Source organism: Streptomyces sp. NPDC014623 (genome assembly GCF_043088245.1).
In the GTDB taxonomy this organism is placed as follows: domain Bacteria; phylum Actinomycetota; class Actinomycetes; order Streptomycetales; family Streptomycetaceae; genus Streptomyces.
Window position 1 is genome coordinate 159982 of sequence record NZ_JBIBZU010000002.1, and the last position, 19518, is coordinate 179499.

13 protein-coding genes are annotated in these 19518 nt (G+C 74.7%); 10 read left to right on the plus strand and 3 right to left on the minus strand.

Annotated elements, in window-relative coordinates; all coding sequences use genetic code 11:
* Nucleotides 1-69 precede the first annotated feature (69 nt).
* Both ACF1FZ_RS04745 and ACF1FZ_RS04750 read left to right on the plus strand, forming a co-directional pair.
* Nucleotides 70-2985 carry a helix-turn-helix transcriptional regulator gene (locus tag ACF1FZ_RS04745; protein WP_391771925.1) on the plus strand — a complete coding sequence of 972 codons (2916 nt, stop codon included), beginning with the start codon at nt 70-72 and terminating at the stop codon, nt 2983-2985.
* 214 nt (nt 2986-3199) lie between these two features.
* A complete protein-coding gene (locus ACF1FZ_RS04750; RefSeq protein WP_391771926.1) occupies nt 3200-5080 on the plus strand; it encodes a BTAD domain-containing putative transcriptional regulator in 1881 nt (626 codons plus the stop codon).
* On the opposite strand, the gene lanKC is transcribed toward ACF1FZ_RS04750, so the two are convergent.
* The 3 genes from lanKC to ACF1FZ_RS04765 form a co-directional block, all read right to left on the minus strand.
* Complete coding sequence (lanKC, locus tag ACF1FZ_RS04755) at nt 5067-7664, minus strand: class III lanthionine synthetase LanKC (protein ID WP_391771927.1); 2598 nt, start codon at nt 7662-7664, stop codon at nt 5067-5069. The two genes, ACF1FZ_RS04750 and lanKC, sit on opposite strands and share 14 nt — an antisense overlap.
* Before the next feature lie 78 nt (nt 7665-7742).
* Nucleotides 7743-9089 (minus strand): MFS transporter, encoded by a 1347-nt coding sequence (locus ACF1FZ_RS04760; RefSeq protein WP_391771928.1) that lies wholly within the window; start codon nt 9087-9089, stop codon nt 7743-7745.
* A 161-nt stretch (nt 9090-9250) separates the two neighbouring features.
* Nucleotides 9251-9409, minus strand: a complete 159-nt coding sequence (locus ACF1FZ_RS04765) for a hypothetical protein (RefSeq protein ID WP_391771929.1) — start codon at nt 9407-9409, stop codon at nt 9251-9253.
* A 360-nt stretch (nt 9410-9769) separates the two neighbouring features.
* Between ACF1FZ_RS04765 and ACF1FZ_RS04770 the strand changes: the two genes are divergently transcribed.
* The 8 genes from ACF1FZ_RS04770 (at nt 9770) to ACF1FZ_RS04805 (ending at nt 19463) form a co-directional block, all read left to right on the plus strand.
* The gene (locus tag ACF1FZ_RS04770) at nt 9770-10873 is read left to right on the plus strand and encodes a radical SAM protein (protein ID WP_391771930.1); all 1104 of its coding nucleotides are present in this window, start codon (nt 9770-9772) and stop codon (nt 10871-10873) included.
* Nucleotides 10870-11604: an iron-containing redox enzyme family protein gene (locus tag ACF1FZ_RS04775; protein ID WP_391771931.1), complete on the plus strand. Its 735-nt coding sequence runs from the start codon at nt 10870-10872 to the stop codon at nt 11602-11604. The genes ACF1FZ_RS04770 and ACF1FZ_RS04775 overlap by 4 nt, the downstream gene beginning before the upstream one ends.
* A complete protein-coding gene (locus tag ACF1FZ_RS04780; RefSeq protein WP_391771932.1) occupies nt 11601-11849 on the plus strand; it encodes an aroma-sacti cluster domain-containing protein in 249 nt (82 codons plus the stop codon). The genes ACF1FZ_RS04775 and ACF1FZ_RS04780 overlap by 4 nt, the downstream gene beginning before the upstream one ends.
* A gap of 95 nt (nt 11850-11944) precedes the next feature.
* Entirely contained in the window at nt 11945-15100 is a 3156-nt protein-coding gene (locus ACF1FZ_RS04785) for an AAA family ATPase (protein ID WP_391771933.1), read from the plus strand.
* 3 nt (nt 15101-15103) lie between these two features.
* A complete protein-coding gene (locus ACF1FZ_RS04790) occupies nt 15104-15985 on the plus strand; it encodes a S8 family serine peptidase (RefSeq protein ID WP_391771934.1) in 882 nt (293 codons plus the stop codon).
* Nucleotides 15969-16565: a GAF domain-containing protein gene (locus tag ACF1FZ_RS04795; protein WP_391771935.1), complete on the plus strand. Its 597-nt coding sequence runs from the start codon at nt 15969-15971 to the stop codon at nt 16563-16565. The genes ACF1FZ_RS04790 and ACF1FZ_RS04795 overlap by 17 nt, the downstream gene beginning before the upstream one ends.
* A 109-nt stretch (nt 16566-16674) precedes the next feature.
* Complete coding sequence (locus ACF1FZ_RS04800; protein ID WP_391771936.1) at nt 16675-17463, plus strand: sugar phosphate isomerase/epimerase family protein; 789 nt, start codon at nt 16675-16677, stop codon at nt 17461-17463.
* Nucleotides 17464-17624: 161 nt separating this feature from the next.
* Nucleotides 17625-19463 carry a glycoside hydrolase family 3 protein gene (locus ACF1FZ_RS04805; protein ID WP_391771937.1) on the plus strand — a complete coding sequence of 613 codons (1839 nt, stop codon included), beginning with the start codon at nt 17625-17627 and terminating at the stop codon, nt 19461-19463.
* Nucleotides 19464-19518: the final 55 nt, after the last annotated feature.

Genomic DNA, 19518 nt, shown 5'->3' on the forward strand with positions numbered 1-19518 from the left:
CGGGGCGCACCGTCATGAGCGGGAATGCGCCTACTGCCGCCCTCTGTACGGGTCCAGTAGCCTGCGGCCATGCGTGCGAATTCGCCGGTCGTCGTCGGTCGTGACGAGGAGATCGGTTTACTGAGCAGCGCCCTGGACGCCGCACGACGGCGTTCGGGGCGCGCGCTGTTCCTCGTCGGCGAGGCGGGGATCGGCAAGTCCCGGCTGGCGGGTCAGTGCGCCTACCAGGCCTACGGGCTGGGCATGCCGGTACTGCGTGGACGGGCGGGCTCCACCGGCCTGGTCGTGCCCCTGCGCCCCCTGGTGGAGGCCCTTTCGTCGCACTTCCGGGCCGCGGGGACACCGACCGATCCGGAACTCGCGCCGTACCACCCGGCGTTGGCCAGGCTCGTGCCGGAGTGGCGCAGCGGGGCGCCCACCGGTTACACCGAGACCGTCGTCGAGCTGGCCGAGGCCCTTCTGCGGCTGCTGTCGGTCCTGGGCCGGGACACCGGCTGCGTGATGCTGCTGGAGGACCTGCACGACTGCGACACGGAGACCGTCGCGGTCGTCGAGTACGTCATCGACAACCTGGCGGACCTCCCGGTCCTGCTGCTGGGCACCCTGCGCCCCGGGCCGGGGGCCGTGCCGGACCTCGTGCGCTCCGCCGAGGAGCGCCACACCGCGACGGTCGTGGAGTTACGGGGGCTGGAGGACGCGCAGGTGCGCGCCCTGACCGGCGCGTGCCTGGAGACACCGCCCGAGCGGATACCCGAGGCGGTCCAGCGGCGTCTGGTCGAACGCGCGGCGGGCAACCCCTACCTGGTCGAGGTTCTGCTCGACGACCTGCTCGACACGGGCAGGCTGCGGCGTACGGAGGACGGCTGGGAAGCGGTGGACCAGCCGGACGGCATCCTTCCCCCGCGCATCCTCCGGAGCTGGTCCCACCGGCTCGACCGGATGGACGAACCGGTGCGGGACCTGCTGCTGACCGCGGCCACCCTGGGCGGCCAGTTCTCCGTGGCCGTCCTCCAGACCGTCACCGGGCTGGAGGACCGGGCCCTGTTCACCCACCTGAGGTCCGCCGTCGAGACGGGGGTGATCGCCCCTGACGGGGCGGCCCCCGACCGCTACACCTTCCGGCACGCCCTCACGGCGGAGGCGCTGGTCTCCTCCCTCGCCCCGGCCGAACGCGCCGCACTGGCCCGGCGTGCCGCCGCGGCCGTCGAGCACTCGGGGGAGCCGCTCGACGAGGACCGGCGGCAGCTCGTGGCCTCGCTGGAGCTCGCGGCGGGCAACCGCGCCGGCGCGGCCCTCCAGTTCGCCGAGGCGGGGCGCCGGATGCTCGCGTCGGGTGCGCACGGCTCGGCCGTGGTCCTGCTGGAACGTTCCCGCGCACTGGCGGCGGACGGCGACCTGGCCGCCGTCACCGAGTCCCTGGCGGTGGCCCGGGCCGAGGGCGGCGATCTGGACGGTGCCCTGGCGCTGGCCGAGTCCCTGCCTCCGGTCCCCGCGCGCTCCGAGGCGGCCGCCCGGCGCGGGGACGCCCACATCAAGATCGCCTGGGTGGCCGTCATGGCGGAGCGGGCGGCCGACACGTCCCGTCAGATCGAAGCGGCACGGGCCCTGTTCGGCCCGGCGCCGTCCCCGGCGCGCCGGGCGTCACTCGCGGTCGTCGACGGCCACCTCTCCCTGCTCCCCGGTGAGGAACGGCGGGACCCGGAGGCGGCCGAGCGGGCCGCGCTCACGGCTGCGGAGACGGCCGAGGCGGAGGGGCTTCCGGTCGTGGCCTGCCAGGCCTGGCAGTTGCTGGCCCTGCTCTCCCGGGAGAGGGGGTTCGACGCGGCCGACGCGTGTCTGGAGCGGATGCTCACCCTGTCCACGGAGCACTCACTGCCGTTGTGGCGGGTGGAGGCGCTGGTGCGTCTGGGGGTGAACGGTTTCATGCGGACCGGTGACGCGGCCCGCCTCCACTCGGCGCGGGTGGCTGCGGCCGAACTGGGGTCGCTGCTGCTCACGCAGACGGTCGACGGACTGCTCGCGATGAACGCGGTGATGTGTGCCCGCTGGGACGAGGCGGAGGAGATCACCGGACGGTCGGTGGAGGCGAGCGCCAGGATCGGCAACCACGGCGCCCACCGGTATCTGCTGCTGGCCGCGGCCGCGGCGGCGGCCCACCGCGGCCGCCGGCGGGAGACGGACCGCTCCCTCGCCGCGTTCCGCAGGGCGGGCGGGGACCGCTCCGCGCTGGTGCCGCTGCGGCTGGGCTTCTGCGGGGCGATCGGGGCGCTGCTGGAGGAGGACCGCCCCCGGGCCCTGGCGGAACTGGACGCCGCGCTGGCCTGGGAGCGCGACCACCCCAGCTACTACTACCTGTCCGGCCGCTACGGACTGCGTCCGCTGCTGCGGGTGCTGGCGGGTGGGGCGGCGCGCGGGGAGTACGAGGAGGTGGCAGGTGCGCCCGGGGCCGCCCTGGCCTGGAACCGGCAGTTCCTCGAACTGGCGGAGGCGGTGCTGCTCGGCCGGGAGGGCGACCAGGCGGGCGCCGCACGGCGGATGGCCGCCTTCCACGCCCGGTCCGCGGCGTTTCCGGTGGCGCGCCACCTCGGTCTGAGGCTCGTCGCGGATCCCGCGCTCGCCGACGGGTGGGGCGAACCGGTCCTGTGGCTGCGGACCGCCGAGGAGTTCTTCCACGGGGCCGGGGTGCAGTCGGTGGCGTCCGCGTGCCGGGCGTCCCTGCGGCGTGCCGGGGTGAGTGTGACCCAGCACCGCGGGGGCCGGGAGCGGATCCCCCCGCCGCTGCGGAGCAACGGGGTCACTCCCCGCGAGTACGAGGTGTTCGTGCTGCTGGCGGAGCGGCCGGGCAACCAGCAGATCGCCCGGCGGCTGTCCATCTCGCCCCGCACGGTGGAGAAGCACCTGGCCAGTCTGCTCAGCAAGACGGGACGGACCAACCGTACGGCTCTGTGCGAGTTCGCCGCGGAGTGCGTGGCCGACCAGACCTGAGCGGTCCCCTCGTGCGGGAACCGGCTTCCGCGTACGGGGAGCCGCCCGCCGGGGTGGGGGAACGGCCCCGCGGCATGGGGGTGCCGGGCACCGGAGGCCGGGTGCACGCCCCGGAAGATGCGGGGCGTGCACCGATGTGCGCGCTTCCGCGGCCCGGCAGGATCGGCCGGTGTACGGCAGCCCGTCGCCCCTCCCCCGGCCAGGAGGCCCGCTGATGCCCTTGTCCCCCGTTCACCCCGGCTCCGCAGGCGCCGTGTACTTCTCGCTGCTCGGGCCGCTCTCGGCGGTGATCGACGGCAGGCCGCTGCCACTCGGTCCCCGCAAGCAGAGGCTGGTCCTGGCCACCCTGCTGGCGCGCCCCAACACCCCCGTACCGGTAGGTGTGCTGACCGACGTGGTGTGGCCCGAGGGGCCGCCGCGGACCGCGCGCAAGAACCTGCAGGTCTACGTCAGCGCCGCCCGTGGGCTGTTCGGGGGCGTGGACGGCGCCGGCCGGGACCGGGTGGTGCACGACTGCGGCGGTTACCGGCTGCGGGTGGAGGAGGGCGAACTCGACACCCTCCGCTTCCGGTCGCTGGCCCGGGCGGGCCGGGCGGCCGGGGAGCGGGGTGACCTGCGCACCGCCGCCCGGCTGCTCCGGGAGGCCCTGGACCTGTGGGGGGAGCGCCCGCCCCTGCACGACCTGCGGGACTCCGCCGGGGTGGCTGAGGAGGCCGAACGGCTGGAGGCCCGCTGCCTCACGGTCTACGAGGACTGGGCCGAGGCCGAGATCGAGACGGGCCGGGCGGGCCTGGCGCTGGACGGGCTGCGGGACCTGGTGGAGCGCCACCCGTTCCGGGAGCGGCTCCGGGCGGCGTGGATGAACTGCCTGCACCAGACCGGGCGGCGGGCGGAGGCGCTGGAGGTCTACGACGACTACCGGCAACTGCTCGCCAGGGAACTGGGCCTGGAACCCAGCCCGGCGATGGCGGCCCTCTACCGGGCGATGCTCGGCGGGGGCCGGACGTCCCGTCCCGCCCCCGCCCGTAACGCCGCGTGCGGGGTGTCGCTGCCCGCGGACAGCAGGCACTTCACCGGCCGCGACGACGAACTGGCCCGGCTGCTCGACGTGTCGGGCGGACCGGACGGAGCTGTCGTGATCGTCTCCGGCCCGGCCGGGGTGGGGAAGTCGGCACTGGCCGTCCGGGCGGCGCACCTGCTCGCGGACGGCTTCCCCGACGGGCGCGTCCATGTCCGGGCCCGGCGGGAGGACGGTGCGGCACGCTCCGGGAACGACATGCTGGACGAGCTGGGGCGGCTGTGCGACGTGGGCGGGCCGCGCCGGCCGGATCCGGCGCAGGCCGAGAACGCCTGGCAGGACTGGCTGGCGCGGCACCGGGCGCTGATCGTGCTGGACGACGTCGCGGACGAGGCGTCGGTGCGCGGGCTGCTGCCCCGGTCGGGGCGGTGCGCGGTCGTGCTCACCGCCCGCGGACAGCTGGCCGGACTGGAGGCCGTGCACCGGACAGCGCTGGCCGCGCCCGAGGACGGCGAGGCGCTGGAACTGCTGGGGACCCTGATCGGCGGGGACCGGCTGCGGACCGACCCGGAGGCGGCCCTGCGTATCGTGCGGGCCTGCGGGAACCTGCCGCTGGCGGTGACGGTGAGCGGGATGCGGCTGGCGGTCCTGCGGCACCTTCCGCTGGCGGAGTACGCGGACCGGCTCGACGATCCGGCGGCGGCCCTGGACGAGCTGGTGGCCGGGGACGTGTCCGTACGCTCCCGTCTCGCCGCGGGCTGGCGGGACCTGAGCGCCCGTGACCGGACGGCGCTGGCCGGGCTCGCGGGGCTGGGGCGGGGCGGGTTCTTCACCCTGGAGCGGGCGATGGCGGCACTGGGCGGCGACGAACGGAGCACCATACGAGCGGTCGAGGCGCTCATCGGCACCGGTGCGGTGACCTCCCCCGCCGGTGAGGTCACCGCACACGCCGCGCTGTACGAGGTGCCGCGTCTGCTCTGTCTGTACGTCCGCGAGAACGCGGGACCGGACGGGGGTGCTCCCGGGCCGGCTCACCACCGCGGAAGCGGTGTTCCCCTGCTCCTCAGCCGAGGGTGAGCAGGTCCAGCAGCCCGGGGAGGTGCTTGCCGGCCGCATCGCCGCCGGCCGTGTCCCGGCCCCCGGAGAGGAAGTGCAGGGCGAGCAGCAGCCCCGCCGCCCCGGTGGCGAGGTCCGCGGAGAAACGCCGCAGCGTCGCGCCGGGGACGAGCAGCCGGTCCTCGTCCGCGACGAGATGCCAGGTGAGGTTGCGTACGGAGGTCAGGACGCCGGGTGCGGTCCGGGTGCCGGGGGTGAGCTGGGCGGCGGCGGCGGCGAGGCCCGCGCGGCCGGTGAACAGCCCTGGTTCACGGACGAATTCCATGGTGCAGCCCTTGCGCACCCCCGGGATCAGTGCGCTCAGCTCGGTGTCCTCGTACCGGGCCGTGTACGCCTGGGCCACCAGCGCGACCCCTGAGCTGCCCTGACCCAGGTAGAGCAGGTGGCGCCGGCCGTCCTTCACCTGGCGGGTGCCGTCGGGCATGACGACGGTGTGTCCGGCCTCGCGCCGGAGGGCGGTGCGTGCGGCCCGGCGCAGCCAGGCCTCGCCGGTCAGTTCGTGCAGTTCCAGCTGGAGCAGGGCGGCCCCGCTCAGTCCGCGCAGCAGTCCCGCCGACTCGGGAAGGCGTACCCCCTCCACCGGCTCGCCGCGCACCAGCCGGTCCAGGTCCCGGGCGGTGCTCAGGGCCGTGTCGATCAGCCGTGTGCCGGGCTCCGTGCCGTCGGCCCGGGCCATGCGCAGAGCGGCGAGCGCGATACCCGCGCGGCCGGTGAACAGGTCCGCCGACGCCGTGCGGGGCGGCACGGACATCGCCCGGTCCCAGAGTTCCCGCCCCTGCTCGGGACGGCCGAGGAGGGAGAGCACCAGCGCTGTGCCCGGCAGCCCGTCGAAGAGCCCGCCGGCCCCGGCGGGGTCCCTGCGCAGCGCCGCCGACGCCAGCCAGTCGGTCCATTCCTCCGGGACGGGGGCGCCCGCCCGGTGCAGGGCGTACAGGACGCCGGCCGCACCGTTCGCGAGGTCGGTCCCGCCGGTGGCGAAGAGATCCGGGCCGCCCGGGAAGAGGCGGTCCGCCCGGCCGGGGGTGGCTCCGGCGTGGATGCCGGCCAGGAGGCCGGTGCGGATGCCCGCCCAGTCCACGTCCGGCCCTTCGAACAGGGCGGCCACCTCGGCCTCGCGTCGCCGCGAGGCGTCGAGGCCGCTGAGCAGGCGGGGCCGTCGCGGTCCCGTCCCGGCCGGCAGGCCGTACCGCCGGCGGGCCCAGCGTTCCAGGGTGAGGGCCTTCGCCCTCTCGAGTCCCGCCATCTCCATGACCGGCATCAGCATGGCGAGCCAGGTCGCCCAGAGTGCGTAGGCGTCGGCGTCCGCCCCGGGGGTGCCGGGGGGCGCCTGGAGGCCCTGGGCACCGGCGAAGGGGGTGGCCTCGTCGTCGAGCGCGGTGGCGTACTCGAAGTCGACGAGGGCGATCCGTCCGTCGGGCCGGACGATGATGTTGGAGGGGTGCAGGTCCCCGAAGCGCAGACCGCGTGCGTGGATCGCCTCCAGCGCCCGGGTGAGCTCGTGGGTCACCGAGTCGGTCCACGCGACGTAGGGGGCGAGGTCGTCCGCCGAGTCCGCTCCGCGCACGAGGGCGAAGCGGGCGACGATCTCCTCCAGCAGGGTGTTGCCCTCGATGTGCTCCTCGATCAGGAAGTGGTGCTCCCAGACGGTCCGCACCCCGTACACCTCGGGGACGCAGTCCAGTCCGGCCAGCGCCGTCAGCGCCCGGTGCTCGCGGTACAGGCGGGTGACGGCGTCGTCACCGGCTCCGTCGAGGCCGCAGTGCGGACGTGCCTCCCGCAGCACCACGCGCCGTCCCGTCCCCCGCTCCTCGGCCAGATAGATCCCGCCGGCGTTGGAGAACTGGAGTGCCTCGGTGACCGTGAAGGGGAAGGCGTCGTCGCGGGCGGCGGCGCGCGCCGCGAGGTGCGGCCGCAGGGCCGCGGGCACCTCGACCCAGTCGGGTGTCCGGAAGACCACGCCGCGTTCGTCCGGTACCAGTTCCCCGGACGGGTTCCGCAGGGCGAGTACCCGTCGGCCCTCGGCGTCGTCGCACCAGCGGGGGACGAAGGCGCCGTAGCGCGTGTACACCGGGGCGTCGCCGATCCGCAGGTCGCTGAGGACGTAGGGGCCGCTGCGCCCGGCCAGTGCCTGGGACAGCTCATCGGCCAGCGTCAGGAACACGGCCTCGTCGGGCGGGTAGACCGCGATGAACTTGCCCGCGCCGCTGCGGTTCATGTGCTTGTCCGCCATCAGCCGCAGTGCCTTCCCGCTGCGCAGGAATTTGAAGGGCACGTGGTGGCGGAGGCAGATGCGGGCGGTGTCCCGCAGGGTCGCCCCGGCCTCGCCGGGGACGGTGGACACATGGATCTTCCAGCCCTGCTCGGCCGGCCGGACGTGCTCGGGCACCAGTGAGGTCCACAGGCCCACGGCCTCGCGGCGCCAGCCCGCCGGGGGCTGCTCGGTGCCGAGCCGGTACCGCGACTCCTCGTCGGGAAGCCGGGCGGGCGTGTCGAAGTACCTGCGGTCGGCGAGGCAGTAGAGCTGGGTTTCCTGGATGCCTGGCACGCTCGGCTCTCTCTTCTCGGGGCCCGCCGGAAGCGCGGACGGTGGAGTGGGGCGGCGGAGGGCTCCCCGGGGCGCGGGTCAGCTCCCCGGGGCGGCACGGTTCGCGTCGGCGGGCGCGGGGCCGGTTCCGGGCGCCGCCACGTGAGCGGGGCCGGGCCCCCGCGGGTGCGGGGCGCCGGACCCCGCCGGTTCCGGCGGTCCGGTGGGTTCCCCCGCGTCGTACGGGGACGCCTCTGCCCGTGCGGACGGTGCGAAGGTGACCACGAGGGCCGACACGGCCAGCACACAGCCGGTCAGGGTGAACGCCCATCGGGCGCCGAAGGCGGTCAGCAGGGCGCCGCCGGCCAGCGGGCCGAGCGGCTGGACCATGGAGGACAGGAAACCCGCCGCGCTCTGGACCCGGCCCACCCGGTCCTCCGGGGTGACGATCAGGAGCTTGGAGAGGAATCCGATGCTGGCGACCGTCGACAGGCACATGCAGAGCGCGCACAGGAGCCCGGCCACCAGCGGCCGGCTGATCCAGGCCATCACCCCGGCGGCCGCCGTGCAGCTCCAGCAGGTGGCGACGATCAGGACCCGGGAGTGCCGGTCGGGGCTGATCCGCGGTGCGAGCAGCGCCCCGGACAGTGCCCCGGCGGAGACACAGGTGATGACGAAGCCGCCGCCTATGCCGGAACGGCCCCCGTCGGAGAAGGCGGTCAGGGCGGTGAAGGTGAGCGCGCCGAAGGCGAAGTTCATGCCCAGGCCGAAGACGAGGAGAACCGTACGCAGATAGGGAATTCGCCACAGGAACGTCAGGCCCGCCATGAGCTCGCGTCTGCTGAACACCGCGCCCGCCTTCGTCCTGGCCCGGGAGCGGGTGCGTACGAGGGCCACGCAGACGGTCGACAGGAGCAGGCCCAGGGCCTCGGCGGCGAACGGCAGGGCGGGGTGGATGCCGAACAGCGCTCCCCCGACGAGCGGGCCGGCCAGCCGGGCCGTCTGCGTGCGTGCCTGGAGCCGTGCGGTGGCGGTGCCCATCTGGCCGGCCGGGACGACGGCGCGCATCAGGCCGAAGACGGCCGGCCCGTAGACGCTGCCGATCACCGCGCCCGCCGCGGCGACGAGCAGGACGAGCGCCATGGGCGCGTGGCCCGACCAGACGGCGACGGTGAGGGCGGTGACGACGGTCAGGCTGCCGGCGTCGCACAGCCTCATCAGCCGGCGGCGCTCGACCCGGTCCGCCATCACCCCACCGGGCAGCATCGTGACCAGCACGGCTCCCACGGACACCGTGCCGACGGCTCCGGCCTGCACCGCGGAACCGGTCTCCTTGAGTACCAGCAAGGGAAGGGCCAGGGCGCTCATCTGCCCGCCCAGGACCGCGAAGAGGCCGCTCAGCCAGAGCAGCCGGAAATCCCTGTTGCCGCGCAGCGGCATGGTCATCGTGAACTCCCGGTGATGGGGCCGTGAGGAAGGGGGTGCCTGCCGGAAGCGGCGGCGGGGCGGCTCCGTCACGACGGAACCGCCCCACATCACCGGCCGGCCGGGCGCCACGGAGGGAGAGGGCCTGCCTCGGCCTTCGCGGCGCCGCCCGGTGCGCCCGGTCAGTTCTCCAGGACGACGCTGATCACGCTGACGCAGCTGCCCGGAACCACGATCTTGTCGACGGCCGTCTCCTGGAGGTCCAGCACGGAGTGCGCCTCGACCTCGGGGGTCTCGGTCTCGTTGTTGTCGTCGGCCGCGGGCTTCGTGTTCTCGGACATGGTGGTCTCCGTCCACTCGTGACTGCGCTGGTGCCGGGTCCCTGAGGTACCGGGTTCCGGTGCGGCGGGCCGTTGCCTGCCGTTGCCGAGAAAGTTAGGAGGCTCCGCCTGGCCATCGCTTCGGCGGCGGTATGGCTCCGGTATCAGCCCAGTTCACGGCGGCCCCGCCCGCCGCGCCCCGCCCTTCGCCGCAGGCCCGAACCCCTCCTGATCTGGGCCCATACCGCTCCTGAAGCTTCCGTGGACCGTCGCCGAACCTCCACGTCGCAAGCTGGGGGCGCTTTCGCGCACGCCGGACGGGCCCACGGGAAACGGTCCTGCGGTACGCGCGCTCCCGGCCCCAGAAGGAGGCGGCCCCGCATGGAACTCGGCGAACTCGTCGGCCGGCGGCCCTTCCCCGCCGCCGGCCTGCTGCTCGGCCTCACCCGGCGCTGCCCGCTGAGCTGCGCCCACTGTTCGACCGGATCGTCCCTGACGGCACGGGAGGAGCCGGGCGCGGGCCGTCTGCTGGACTTCGTGGGCTCGTTCACCGAGGAGAACCGTCCCGATGTGGTGATGCTGACCGGTGGTGAACCGCTCCTGCTGCCCGCGCTCGTCGCGGAGCTGAGCACCCGCGCCCGCGCCGCCGGATCGCGCACGGCGCTGCTCAGCGGCATGTTCTTCGCACGGTCCCGGGACATTCCTCCTCCGCTCCTGCGCGCGATCACGGGGGTCGACCACTTCTCCGCCAGCCTCGACGCCCACCACGAGCGGGAGGTCCCCCGCTCCGACGTGTTCCGTGCCGTGCACCGGATACGGGCGGCGGGCGTGCCGGTGAGCTTCCACCTCGCCGGCACGGGGGCGGACGACCCCTACCTCGCGGACATCACCCGGGACATCGAGGAGGAGTTCGGCGGCCGGGTGCCGTCACTGGTCAACGAGGTACGGCCGTTCGGACGGGCGGCTTCCTGGGCCGCGCCCGCCCGCACCGGCCCGGAGGCGGGCGCGGCGTCCCCGTGCGCCATGGCCGCCTGGCCGGTGGTCGCCTTCGACGGGACGGTGCTGGCCTGCTGCAACCAGGACACCGTGGACCGGCGGCCGGCCCCCGCCCACCTGCGCCTCGGGCACATCGCCACCGACGACTGGGCGACCGTCCGCCGGCGCGCCCTGGAGTCACCCGTCCTGCGCATGATCCGTACGGTGGGCCCCGCCCACCTGGCCGCGCGCTCCGGTGCCTCCTCGCACGGCGCTTCCTACTGCGACGGCTGCCGGGCCCTGGGTTCCGACGCCCGGGTGGCGGCCGAGGCCGGTTCGGTGGCGGCGGGGGCCCCGGGGGCGCTGCTGGACCTGGCCGCGGCACACCGCGGGGCGGCCCAGGGCCCGGTGGGTGTCGTACGGCGCCACGGCTGTGCCGCGTACGCGCCCCTGGTCCTGGCCGGCGCCCCCGTCACGGATGCGGTGCCTGCCGCGGAGGGTCCCCGGTGAGCGCGGGCGGACCGGGCTCCTCGGCGCGGCTGCGGGTGGCCCTGCGGCTGCTGGACGGGGAGCTGCTGCGCGCGATGGGACACATGTGGCGCGCCGACGATCTGCTGCCGCGCTACCGCCGTTACCTGTGCGCCATGCACGCGGTGGTGCGTGCCTCCGTTCCGCTGATGCTGCGCGCCCTGGAGCGGACCAGGCAGCTGGAGGGCCGCGGCGACCCGCTGGCCGGCCCGCTGGCGGCGTATCTGTGCGAGCACATCCGGGAGGAGGAGGGCCACGACGTCTGGCTGCTGGAGGACATCAGGGCGGCGGGCTCCCTGCCGGGGGACGCGCTCGGTCCGATGCCCTCACCGGTCGTCGCCTCACTCGCCGGCTCCCAGTACTACTGGATCGAGCACCACCACCCGGTGTCCCTGCTCGGTTACATCGCGGTGCTGGAGGGCTACGCTCCCGCCCCCGGTCTGACCTCCCGCATCGCGCGCTCGACCGGTCTGCCGGACACCGCCCTGCGCACGGTGCGGGAGCACGCGGCGCTGGACACGGGACACCTGGACGAGCTGTACGCGCTGCTGGACCGGCTGCCGCTGACCCGTGGCCAGGAGTCCGACGTGACGGTCAGCGCCATGCACTCCCTCGACGCGCTCACCCGGCTGTTCGTCCGGCTCGGGCGTCCCGCTGCGGCGCCGCTGCCGCGGGGGGCCGGACCTTCCTCACCCACGGGAGTCACCTCATGACCCGACCACCCCCCGACGGCAACGACACCCCCCGCGCACCGGGAGGCGGTGAACAGCCGGTGCCGGCCGACGCGTTGTACGAGGCAGGCCTGCCGGTGGACATGCTCACCGACGAACAGCGCCTCGTGCTCAGCGAGCTCACGGAGGAGGAACTCGCCGTGCTGCTGGACATCAAGAGCCGCCTGGACGCGGTGGGGCCCGAGGTCCAGGCGCACGGAGAGATCGCCGGCGGCGCCCTGTTCTGAGCCGGGGCCCGCGCGGCCCGCGCCGGCCCCGGACCGGTGCGGGCCGCGCGGACGCACCGGCCCTGCCCGCCCACTCCCGGAGAGAAGGGATCGCCATGACCTGCCCCACGTGCCGCCAGGACCTGCCGGAGGAGGCCAGGTTCTGCTTGTCCTGCGGGGCTCCGTGCGCCGTCGCCCTCACGCCCGGGGAGGACGAACGCAAGCCGGTGACGGTGCTCTTCTGCGACCTCGTCGGTTCCACCGCCCTGTCGGGCGTACTGGACCCGGAGACCCTGCGCACGGTGACGCTGCGGTACTTCGAGGCGATGAGCGCACAGATCGTGGCTCAGGGCGGCACCCCGGAGAAGTTCATCGGCGACGCCGTGATGGCGGTGTTCGGTGTGCCGGTGGTGCGGGAGGACGACGCGCGGCGCGCACTGGCCGCGGCGCTCGGGATGCGGGACGCGCTGGCCGCGCTCAACGAGGAACTGCACGCCACGCTGGGCATCAGGCTGGCCACCCGGATCGGCGTCAACACCGGGCAGGTGGTGGCCGGTGGCGACGCGACGGCCCGCCAGGCACTGGTGTCGGGCGAGACCGTCAACATCGCCGCACGCCTGGAACAGAACGCCGGTGCGGGCGAGATCCTCCTCGGGCCGGACACCCTGCTCGCCGCCGGCCCCACGGTCTCCGCCGAACCCACCGGGCCGCTCCGGCTGAAGGGCAAGCAGGACAGCGTGGAGGCCTACCGGCTGCTGGCCCTGGGAGCGGACGATCCGGCGCTGCTGCGCCGCTTCGACGTGCCTTTCGTCGGACGCCACGCCGAGCAGGGCGCACTGGACGCGGCCCTGTCGGGCACCGTGCGCGAGGGGCGGCCCGGCCTGCTGCGCGTCACCGGTGAGCCGGGCATCGGCAAGACCCGGCTGGTACGGGAATGGCTGGCCCGGCGCTCCGCGTCAGGAGCCCTCACCCACGGCTCCGGCCGGTGCCGCGGTCACGGGGACCAGGGCACGCTCACCCCCCTGGCCGACGCCCTTCGCGCCCTGCCGGCGCTCGCCCTCGCACCGGAACCGCCGCAGGGCCCCTCTCCCCGCGGGGCGGCCGATGACGCGATGGCCCTGCTGTCCGCGGGACTTCTGCGCGACGGCACGCCGAACGCCCCCTTCGAGGACATGTGCGCCGCGCTGTCGACGGCGCTGGGACGGGCTGCCCGGGGACGGCCCTTCGTGCTGGTGCTCGACGACGCGCACGAGGCGGCGCCCCTGCTGATGCGGACGCTGTACCGGCTGTCGGAGGACTCGGGGCCCGCCGGTGTGCTGATGGTGTGTGTGGGCAGGCCGGACGGGACGGCCGACGCGGCGGGCTGCCTCCAGCTGACGGGGCTGCCCCATGAGGAGAGTGTCCGGCTCGGCGGCCTGCTGACCCGGCTCGACGGTGGTGCCGGGCCGGTGGACGAGCGGCTCCTGTCCCGTGCCGAGGGCAATCCGCTCCATCTGGAACAGCTGCTGGTCGGCGGCCGGGGGGACAGGGCCGTCACGGACGGCCCCGGGGCCGGACTGCCGCCCACGCTCCAGGCCCTGCTCGGCGCCCGGATCGGTGCGCTGGCCCGGACGGAGCGGTCGGTGGTCGATCTCGCCGCGGTGATCGGCCGTGAGTTCACCGCGGCGGAGCTGCTGCTGCTGGAGACGTCCGCGCGGCTGGCGGAGCAGCGGGGTCCCGCGGTGCTGGACGTGTCCACCGCCGACCGGGTGCACCACCTGGAGCGTATCGAGGAGGTGCTGGCAGCGCTGACCAGGCGGCGTCTCGTGGAGCCGGCGCCGGGGGCGGGGCCGGCGGCCTACCGCTTCAGCAGCGGGCTGGTGCACGAGGTGACGTACGCGTCGCTGTCCAAACGCGCCAAGGCGGACCGTCACGCCTGGGCTGCGGAGCTGCCCGGGGTGCTGCGGGCCGGGGACGGCGCCGTCGGCGGCCATCTCGAACGCGCCTTCCGCTACCGGACCGAGCTCGGGCTGCTCGACGACCGGACCGGGCAGCTGCGCGGCCGGGCGGCCGCCGCGCTGGGCCGGGCGGGAGCCCAGGCCGCGTCCCGGTCCGACCTCGCCTGGGCGGACGACCTGCTGGAGCGGGCGGTCGGGCTGGATCCCGACGACGCGGGCTCGGTGCGCAGGCTCGGTGAGGTCCGGGTGGCCCTGGGACGGACCGCGGAGGGGGCCGGCCTGCTGCGCCGGGTACGCGAGCTGGACTCGGCGACGGTGGAGTCCGCGCACGCCAGGCTCGCGCTCGCGGTGCTGGACCCCTCGGGTCCTGGTCCCGGGCCCGCGGCCACGGCCCGCGCGGTGCTGCCGGTCTTCGAAGCGGCCGGGGACGCGGTCGGCCGGGCCAGGTCGCACCTGAGGCTCGCCCAGCACCTCCAGCAGGCCGGCCGCCACGAGGAGGCGGAGCGCGATCAGGCGCGTGCCCTGGAGCAGGCGGTCCTGGCCGGAGCCGAACCGGAGCGGGCCGGCGCCCTCGGGGCCATCGGCATCTCCCTGTGGCGCGGCCCGGTGCCCGCCCCCGAGGCGGTGACCCGGTGCCGCGCGCTGCTGGCCGCGCACGGGGAGGGCCGCCCGACGGTCAGGCTCACCCTGAACTGCCCCCTGGCGGTGCTGTACGCGCTCCAGGACCGGCCCCGCGAGGCGCGTTCCTGCCTCGCCGAGGCCCAGGATCTGGCCGGGAAGCTGCGGTTCGCCGAGGCCGAGGTGTTCCTGCCCGTGTTCCGGGCCGCGGTGGAGGCGCTGCTCGGGCACACCACCACGGCACTGGAGCTGCTGACGAGGGCGGACGAGGCGGCCCGGCACGCCGACGCGGGCGGTCTGCGTACCGCCGTGGCACTGGACGCGGCCCGGATCGAGCTCGACGAGGGCCGGACGTGGCGGGCGGCCGTGTGGATCGCGGGCGTCGGGGAGGCGGCGGAGCTGAGCCATGCGGACGCCGTCGACCTGACCGGGCTGCGGGCCCGGCTGGCCGCCGGCTCCGGGCGTCCGGCCGAGGCGGTCGACCGTGCGGACCGGGCCGTGCGGGCGTCGCTGCTCACCGACTCCCCGCTGGTGCGGGCGACGGCCGAGCTGGACCGGGCCCGCACCCTGGCGGCCCTGGGGCGGAGGGCTCCCGCCCTGGCCTCGGCCCGTGCGGCACAGGAGCACTTCGCGGGCAAGGGGCATCTGCCGGGGGTCCGCCGGGCCCTCTCCTGCGTCCCGGGTGAAGTCATGGTCACCACGACGGAGAGGAGCTGACCGATGGGAACCACCGGAACGGGCACGGCGCCGGGGGCGGGGCTCACCTGGAGCCTGCGGGGGCGAGGGCCCGAGGACGTACCGGTACCCGCGGACGAGGGCCCGCCGGGCGGCATGCCCGCCCGGCAGGCGACAGGCCGCGGTGTACGGGTGTGCGTGGTGGACTCCGGCGTGGAGCGCGACCATCCGCTGGTCGGCCCGGTCGAGAGCTCCTGGGTCGTCGTCAAGGACCCGGAGAGCCAGGAGGTCACGGTCGAGCCGACCACCACCGGTGACACCTGCGGGCACGGGACGGCGTGCGCGGGCATCATCCGCCGTACCGCCCCCGACTGCGAGATCCACAGCGTCCGGGTCCTCGGCGAGCGCTTCTCCGGCACCGGCGACGTCCTGATGGCCGGGTTGCGGTGGGCCGTGGAGCAGCGCTTCGACATCGTGAACCTGAGTCTGTCGACCACCCGCTCCCGGTTCGCCGCGGAGCTGCACGGGCTGGCCGACCGCGCCTACTTCGGCCGTACGGTGATCGTGGCCTCGGCGCACAACACCCCGGTGGAGAGCTTTCCCTGGCGGTTCGCCTCGGTGATCTCCGTGGGGAGCCACCAGGAGGACGACGAACTCCATCTGTACAACCCGGACCCCCCGGTGGAGTTCTTCGGCCCGGGGCAGAACGTCTCCGTCCCGTGGCTGGGCGGAAAGACGATCCGCACCACCGGCAACAGCTTCGCCACCCCTTACGTCGCGGGGCTCTGCGCCCGTGTCCTCTCCGGGCACCCCCGCATGACCGCCTTCCAGCTCAAGAACGCCCTCTATCTGTCCGCGGCCAACGTGCACGCCGGCCCGCACCCTTCCACAGCGGCAGGAGATACCCGTGATGACTCCGAGAACTGATGCCACTCTCCCCTCCGTGTCCTTTCCCGCTCCGGGTGACGCCGCCCGGCACGAACTGCTGCAGTCCGTGGTCGACGTGGCACGCGCGATCTTCGGGGCCGCGGCCAGCTCCGTCTGCCTGCTGGACGAGGAGGCGGACGAACTGGTCTTCCAGGCGGTCTCCGGGGAGGGTGAGGAGTTCCTGGTGGGCCGCAGGTTCCCGGCGGGGCGGGGCATCGCCGGCTGGGTGGCGACCTCGGGTGAGCCGGTGGTGGTGGACGACCTGAGCCGGAACTCGTCCTTCGACCGCTCGCTGGCGGAGTCCACCGAGTACGTCCCGGACGCCCTGATGGCGGCCCCGCTGATCAGTGACGCGCGTGTTCTCGGGGTGCTGGAGGTGCTGGACCCTTCGCCCCAGGCCCGGTCGGGCGTCCGTGAGCTGGACCTGCTCGCGATGTTCGCCCGGCAGGCGGCGGCCGCTCTGCGGGTGTCCACCGCGCAGCCGGCGGCTGCCGGAGGGCGGGCGCTGGAGGGCGAACGGCGCGAGGACGCCCTGCAGCTTCTCGGCAGCCTGGAGCGACTGCTGCGGGGAGCGGGCTGAGGGCCCTCACGCCGGGCGCCGCGCTGGAGTGACGGCCGGATCCGCAGGGCAGGAGCCGGGAGAGTGCCGGGCCGTTCCCGCGCCGGCCCACAGCGGAAGGACACACATCGTGAAGCTCGCTTTCTCGACCCTCGGAGTGCCGGGCATGCCCGTCGCGGACGTGGTGCGGCTCGCCGCCGGGAACGGTTACCAGGGGGTGGAGCTGCGCGCCCATCCGGAGGAGCCGGTCAACCTGGGCCTCACCCTGCCCGAGCGGGCGGCGGTGGCCGAGGAGTTCAAGCAGGGCGGGGTCGAGATCCTGACCGTCGCCGGATATGCGAGGGTCGCCGCCGAGGGTGAGGACGAGCCGGTGCTCACCGAGCTCGCCGGGCTGGTGGAGCTGGCCCGCGACCTGGGTGCGCCGTACGTCCGGGTGTTCCCCGGAGGCGGGGAGCAGGACCCGGCGGACGCCGACGCGACCGCCGCGCGGCGGCTGGGGGCCGCCGCCCCGCACGCCGCCGACATGGACGTGCGGATCCTCCTGGAGACCCATGACTCGCACCGCGCCGGAGCCGACGTGGCCCGGGTGGCCGGGACCGTCGGGCACGGGCGGATCGGGGCGGTCTGGGACGTCATGCACACCTGGCTGGCCGGCGAGGAGCCCCTGGCCAGCCATGCGGTACTGGCCCCGCACCTGGGATACGTCCAGGTGAAGGACATCGCCTCCGCCGAGGACACCACGCCGCTGGCCCTCGGCTCAGGGGTGCTGCCGCTGAAGGCGTGCCTGGACGTGCTGGACCAGGACAGCTGGGTCTGCTGGGAGTACGAGAAGCGCTGGTACCCCGGAGCCGCCGATCTTCCCGGGATGCTGGCCGCGGGCCGGGAGTACCTGCTGCGGCTCGGCGCGCCCAAGCAGTAGACCCGGTCCGCACCTCTCCCGGCGGGGCGCCGCGCCCCGCCGGGAGAACGCCCGCCCTTCCGCGTGTCGCACCTGTTCCCGGACGACCCCCTTGACTGGTAGTTACTTTCCATATATCCGTACCTTCTTGGAAGTTTCTTTCAGCACCGGAAGGGACACACGTGCACCACCGCACCTCCAGACGAACCCTCCTCACCGCCACCGCCGCGACCGTCGCCGCCTCGGCGACCGGCGTCGCCGCGCTTCCCGGCGCCGCACAGGCAGCCGCCTCCGGCACCTCCCAGGACAGCCGTCTCAAGCGGATCGTCGCCCGGATGAGCCTGGAGGAGAAGGTCGGCCAGCTCTTCGTGATGCGGGTGTACGGGCACTCGGCCACCGATCCCGACCAGGCGGACGTCGACGCCAACCTCGCCGAGATCGGGGTCCGCAACGCCGCCGAGCTGATCTCCACGTACCACGTCGGCGGCATCATCTACTTCACCTGGGCGCACAACACCCGCGACCCGCACCAGATCGCCGACCTCTCCAACGGCATCCAGCGGGCCGGGCTCGCCGGGCCCACCCCGGTCCCGGTCCTCATCTCCACCGACCAGGAGCACGGCATCGTGTGCCGCGTCGGCGAACCCGCGACCCTGCTGCCGGGCGCGATGGCGCTGGGTGCGGGCGGTTCGCACTCCGACGCGCGCACGGCGGCCCGGATCGCCGGGGCCGAACTGGCGGCGATGGGCATCAGGCAGAACTTCGCGCCGGACGCGGACGTCAACGTCAACCCGGCCAATCCCGTCATCGGCGTGCGCTCCTTCGGCTCCGACCCCGATTCCGTCGCCGGGCTGGTCACCGCGCAGGTGAAGGGGTACCAGAGCGCCGGGGTCGCCTCCACCGCCAAGCACTTCCCCGGTCACGGGGACACGAGCACCGACAGCCACACCGGCCTGCCCTACATCCACCACACCCGTGAGCAGTGGGCCGAGCTGGACGCCCCGCCGTTCCGGGCGGCCATCGCCGCGGGCATCGACTCGATCATGACGGCGCACCTCGTGGTGCCCGCCCTGGACCCGGCGGAGGACCCGGCCACCCTGTCCCGCCCGATCCTGACCGGCATCCTGCGCGAGGAGCTCGGATACGACGGTCTGGTGGTCACCGACGCCCTGGACATGCAGGGCGTCCGCACGAAGTACGGCGACGAGCGTGTCCCCGTCCTCGCGTTGCTGGCCGGCGTCGACCAGCTGGTCAACCCGCCGGACCTGAAGGTCGCCTGGAACGCCGTCCTGAACGCCGTGAGGGACGGCGAGATCAGCGAGGCCCGCATCGAGGAATCGGTTCTGCGCATCCTGCGGCTGAAGACGAAGCTCGGGTTGTTCCGCGACCCGTACGTCACCCACCGGGGCGTCGACCGGGCCGTCGGCATCCGGGCACATCTCACCACCGCCGACCGGATCGCCGAGCGGACGACCACCCTGCTGGCCGACGACGGGGCGCTGCTGCCCCTGTCCCGCCGTTCCCACAGGAACCTCCTGGTGGTCGGCGCCGACCCGGCCTCCCCCTCCGGCACCACCGGCCCCCCGACCACCACGCTCGCCGGGGCCTTCGAGGAACTGGGGTACGCGGCGACCGCGCTGTCCACCGGCACGTCGCCCTCCCAGGCGAAGATCGCGGAGGCGGTGGCCGCGGCGGAGGGCAAGGACGCGGTCGTCGTGGGCACGTACAACGTCACGGCGAGCAGTTCCCAGCGCACCCTGGTCAGCGCCCTCGCGGCGACCGGCGTCCCGGTGATCACGCTCGCGATCCGGAACCCGTACGACATCGCCCACCTGGCCGGAACGGGCTGGGCCGCGAGCCTCGTCTCGTACTCCTGGACGGACGTCGAGCTGCGGGCCGCCGCCCGCGTGATCGCGGGACGGGCCCGGCCGAAGGGCAGACTGCCGGTCCCGGTGCAGCGGGCGGACGTCCCCGCGCAGACGCTGTACCCCGTCGGTCACGGCCTGTCGTACCGGGGTTAGGGGCTCGGGAGAAGCCGGCGGGCCGTGTCCGCCGGGTGTGGACGACACCCGGCGG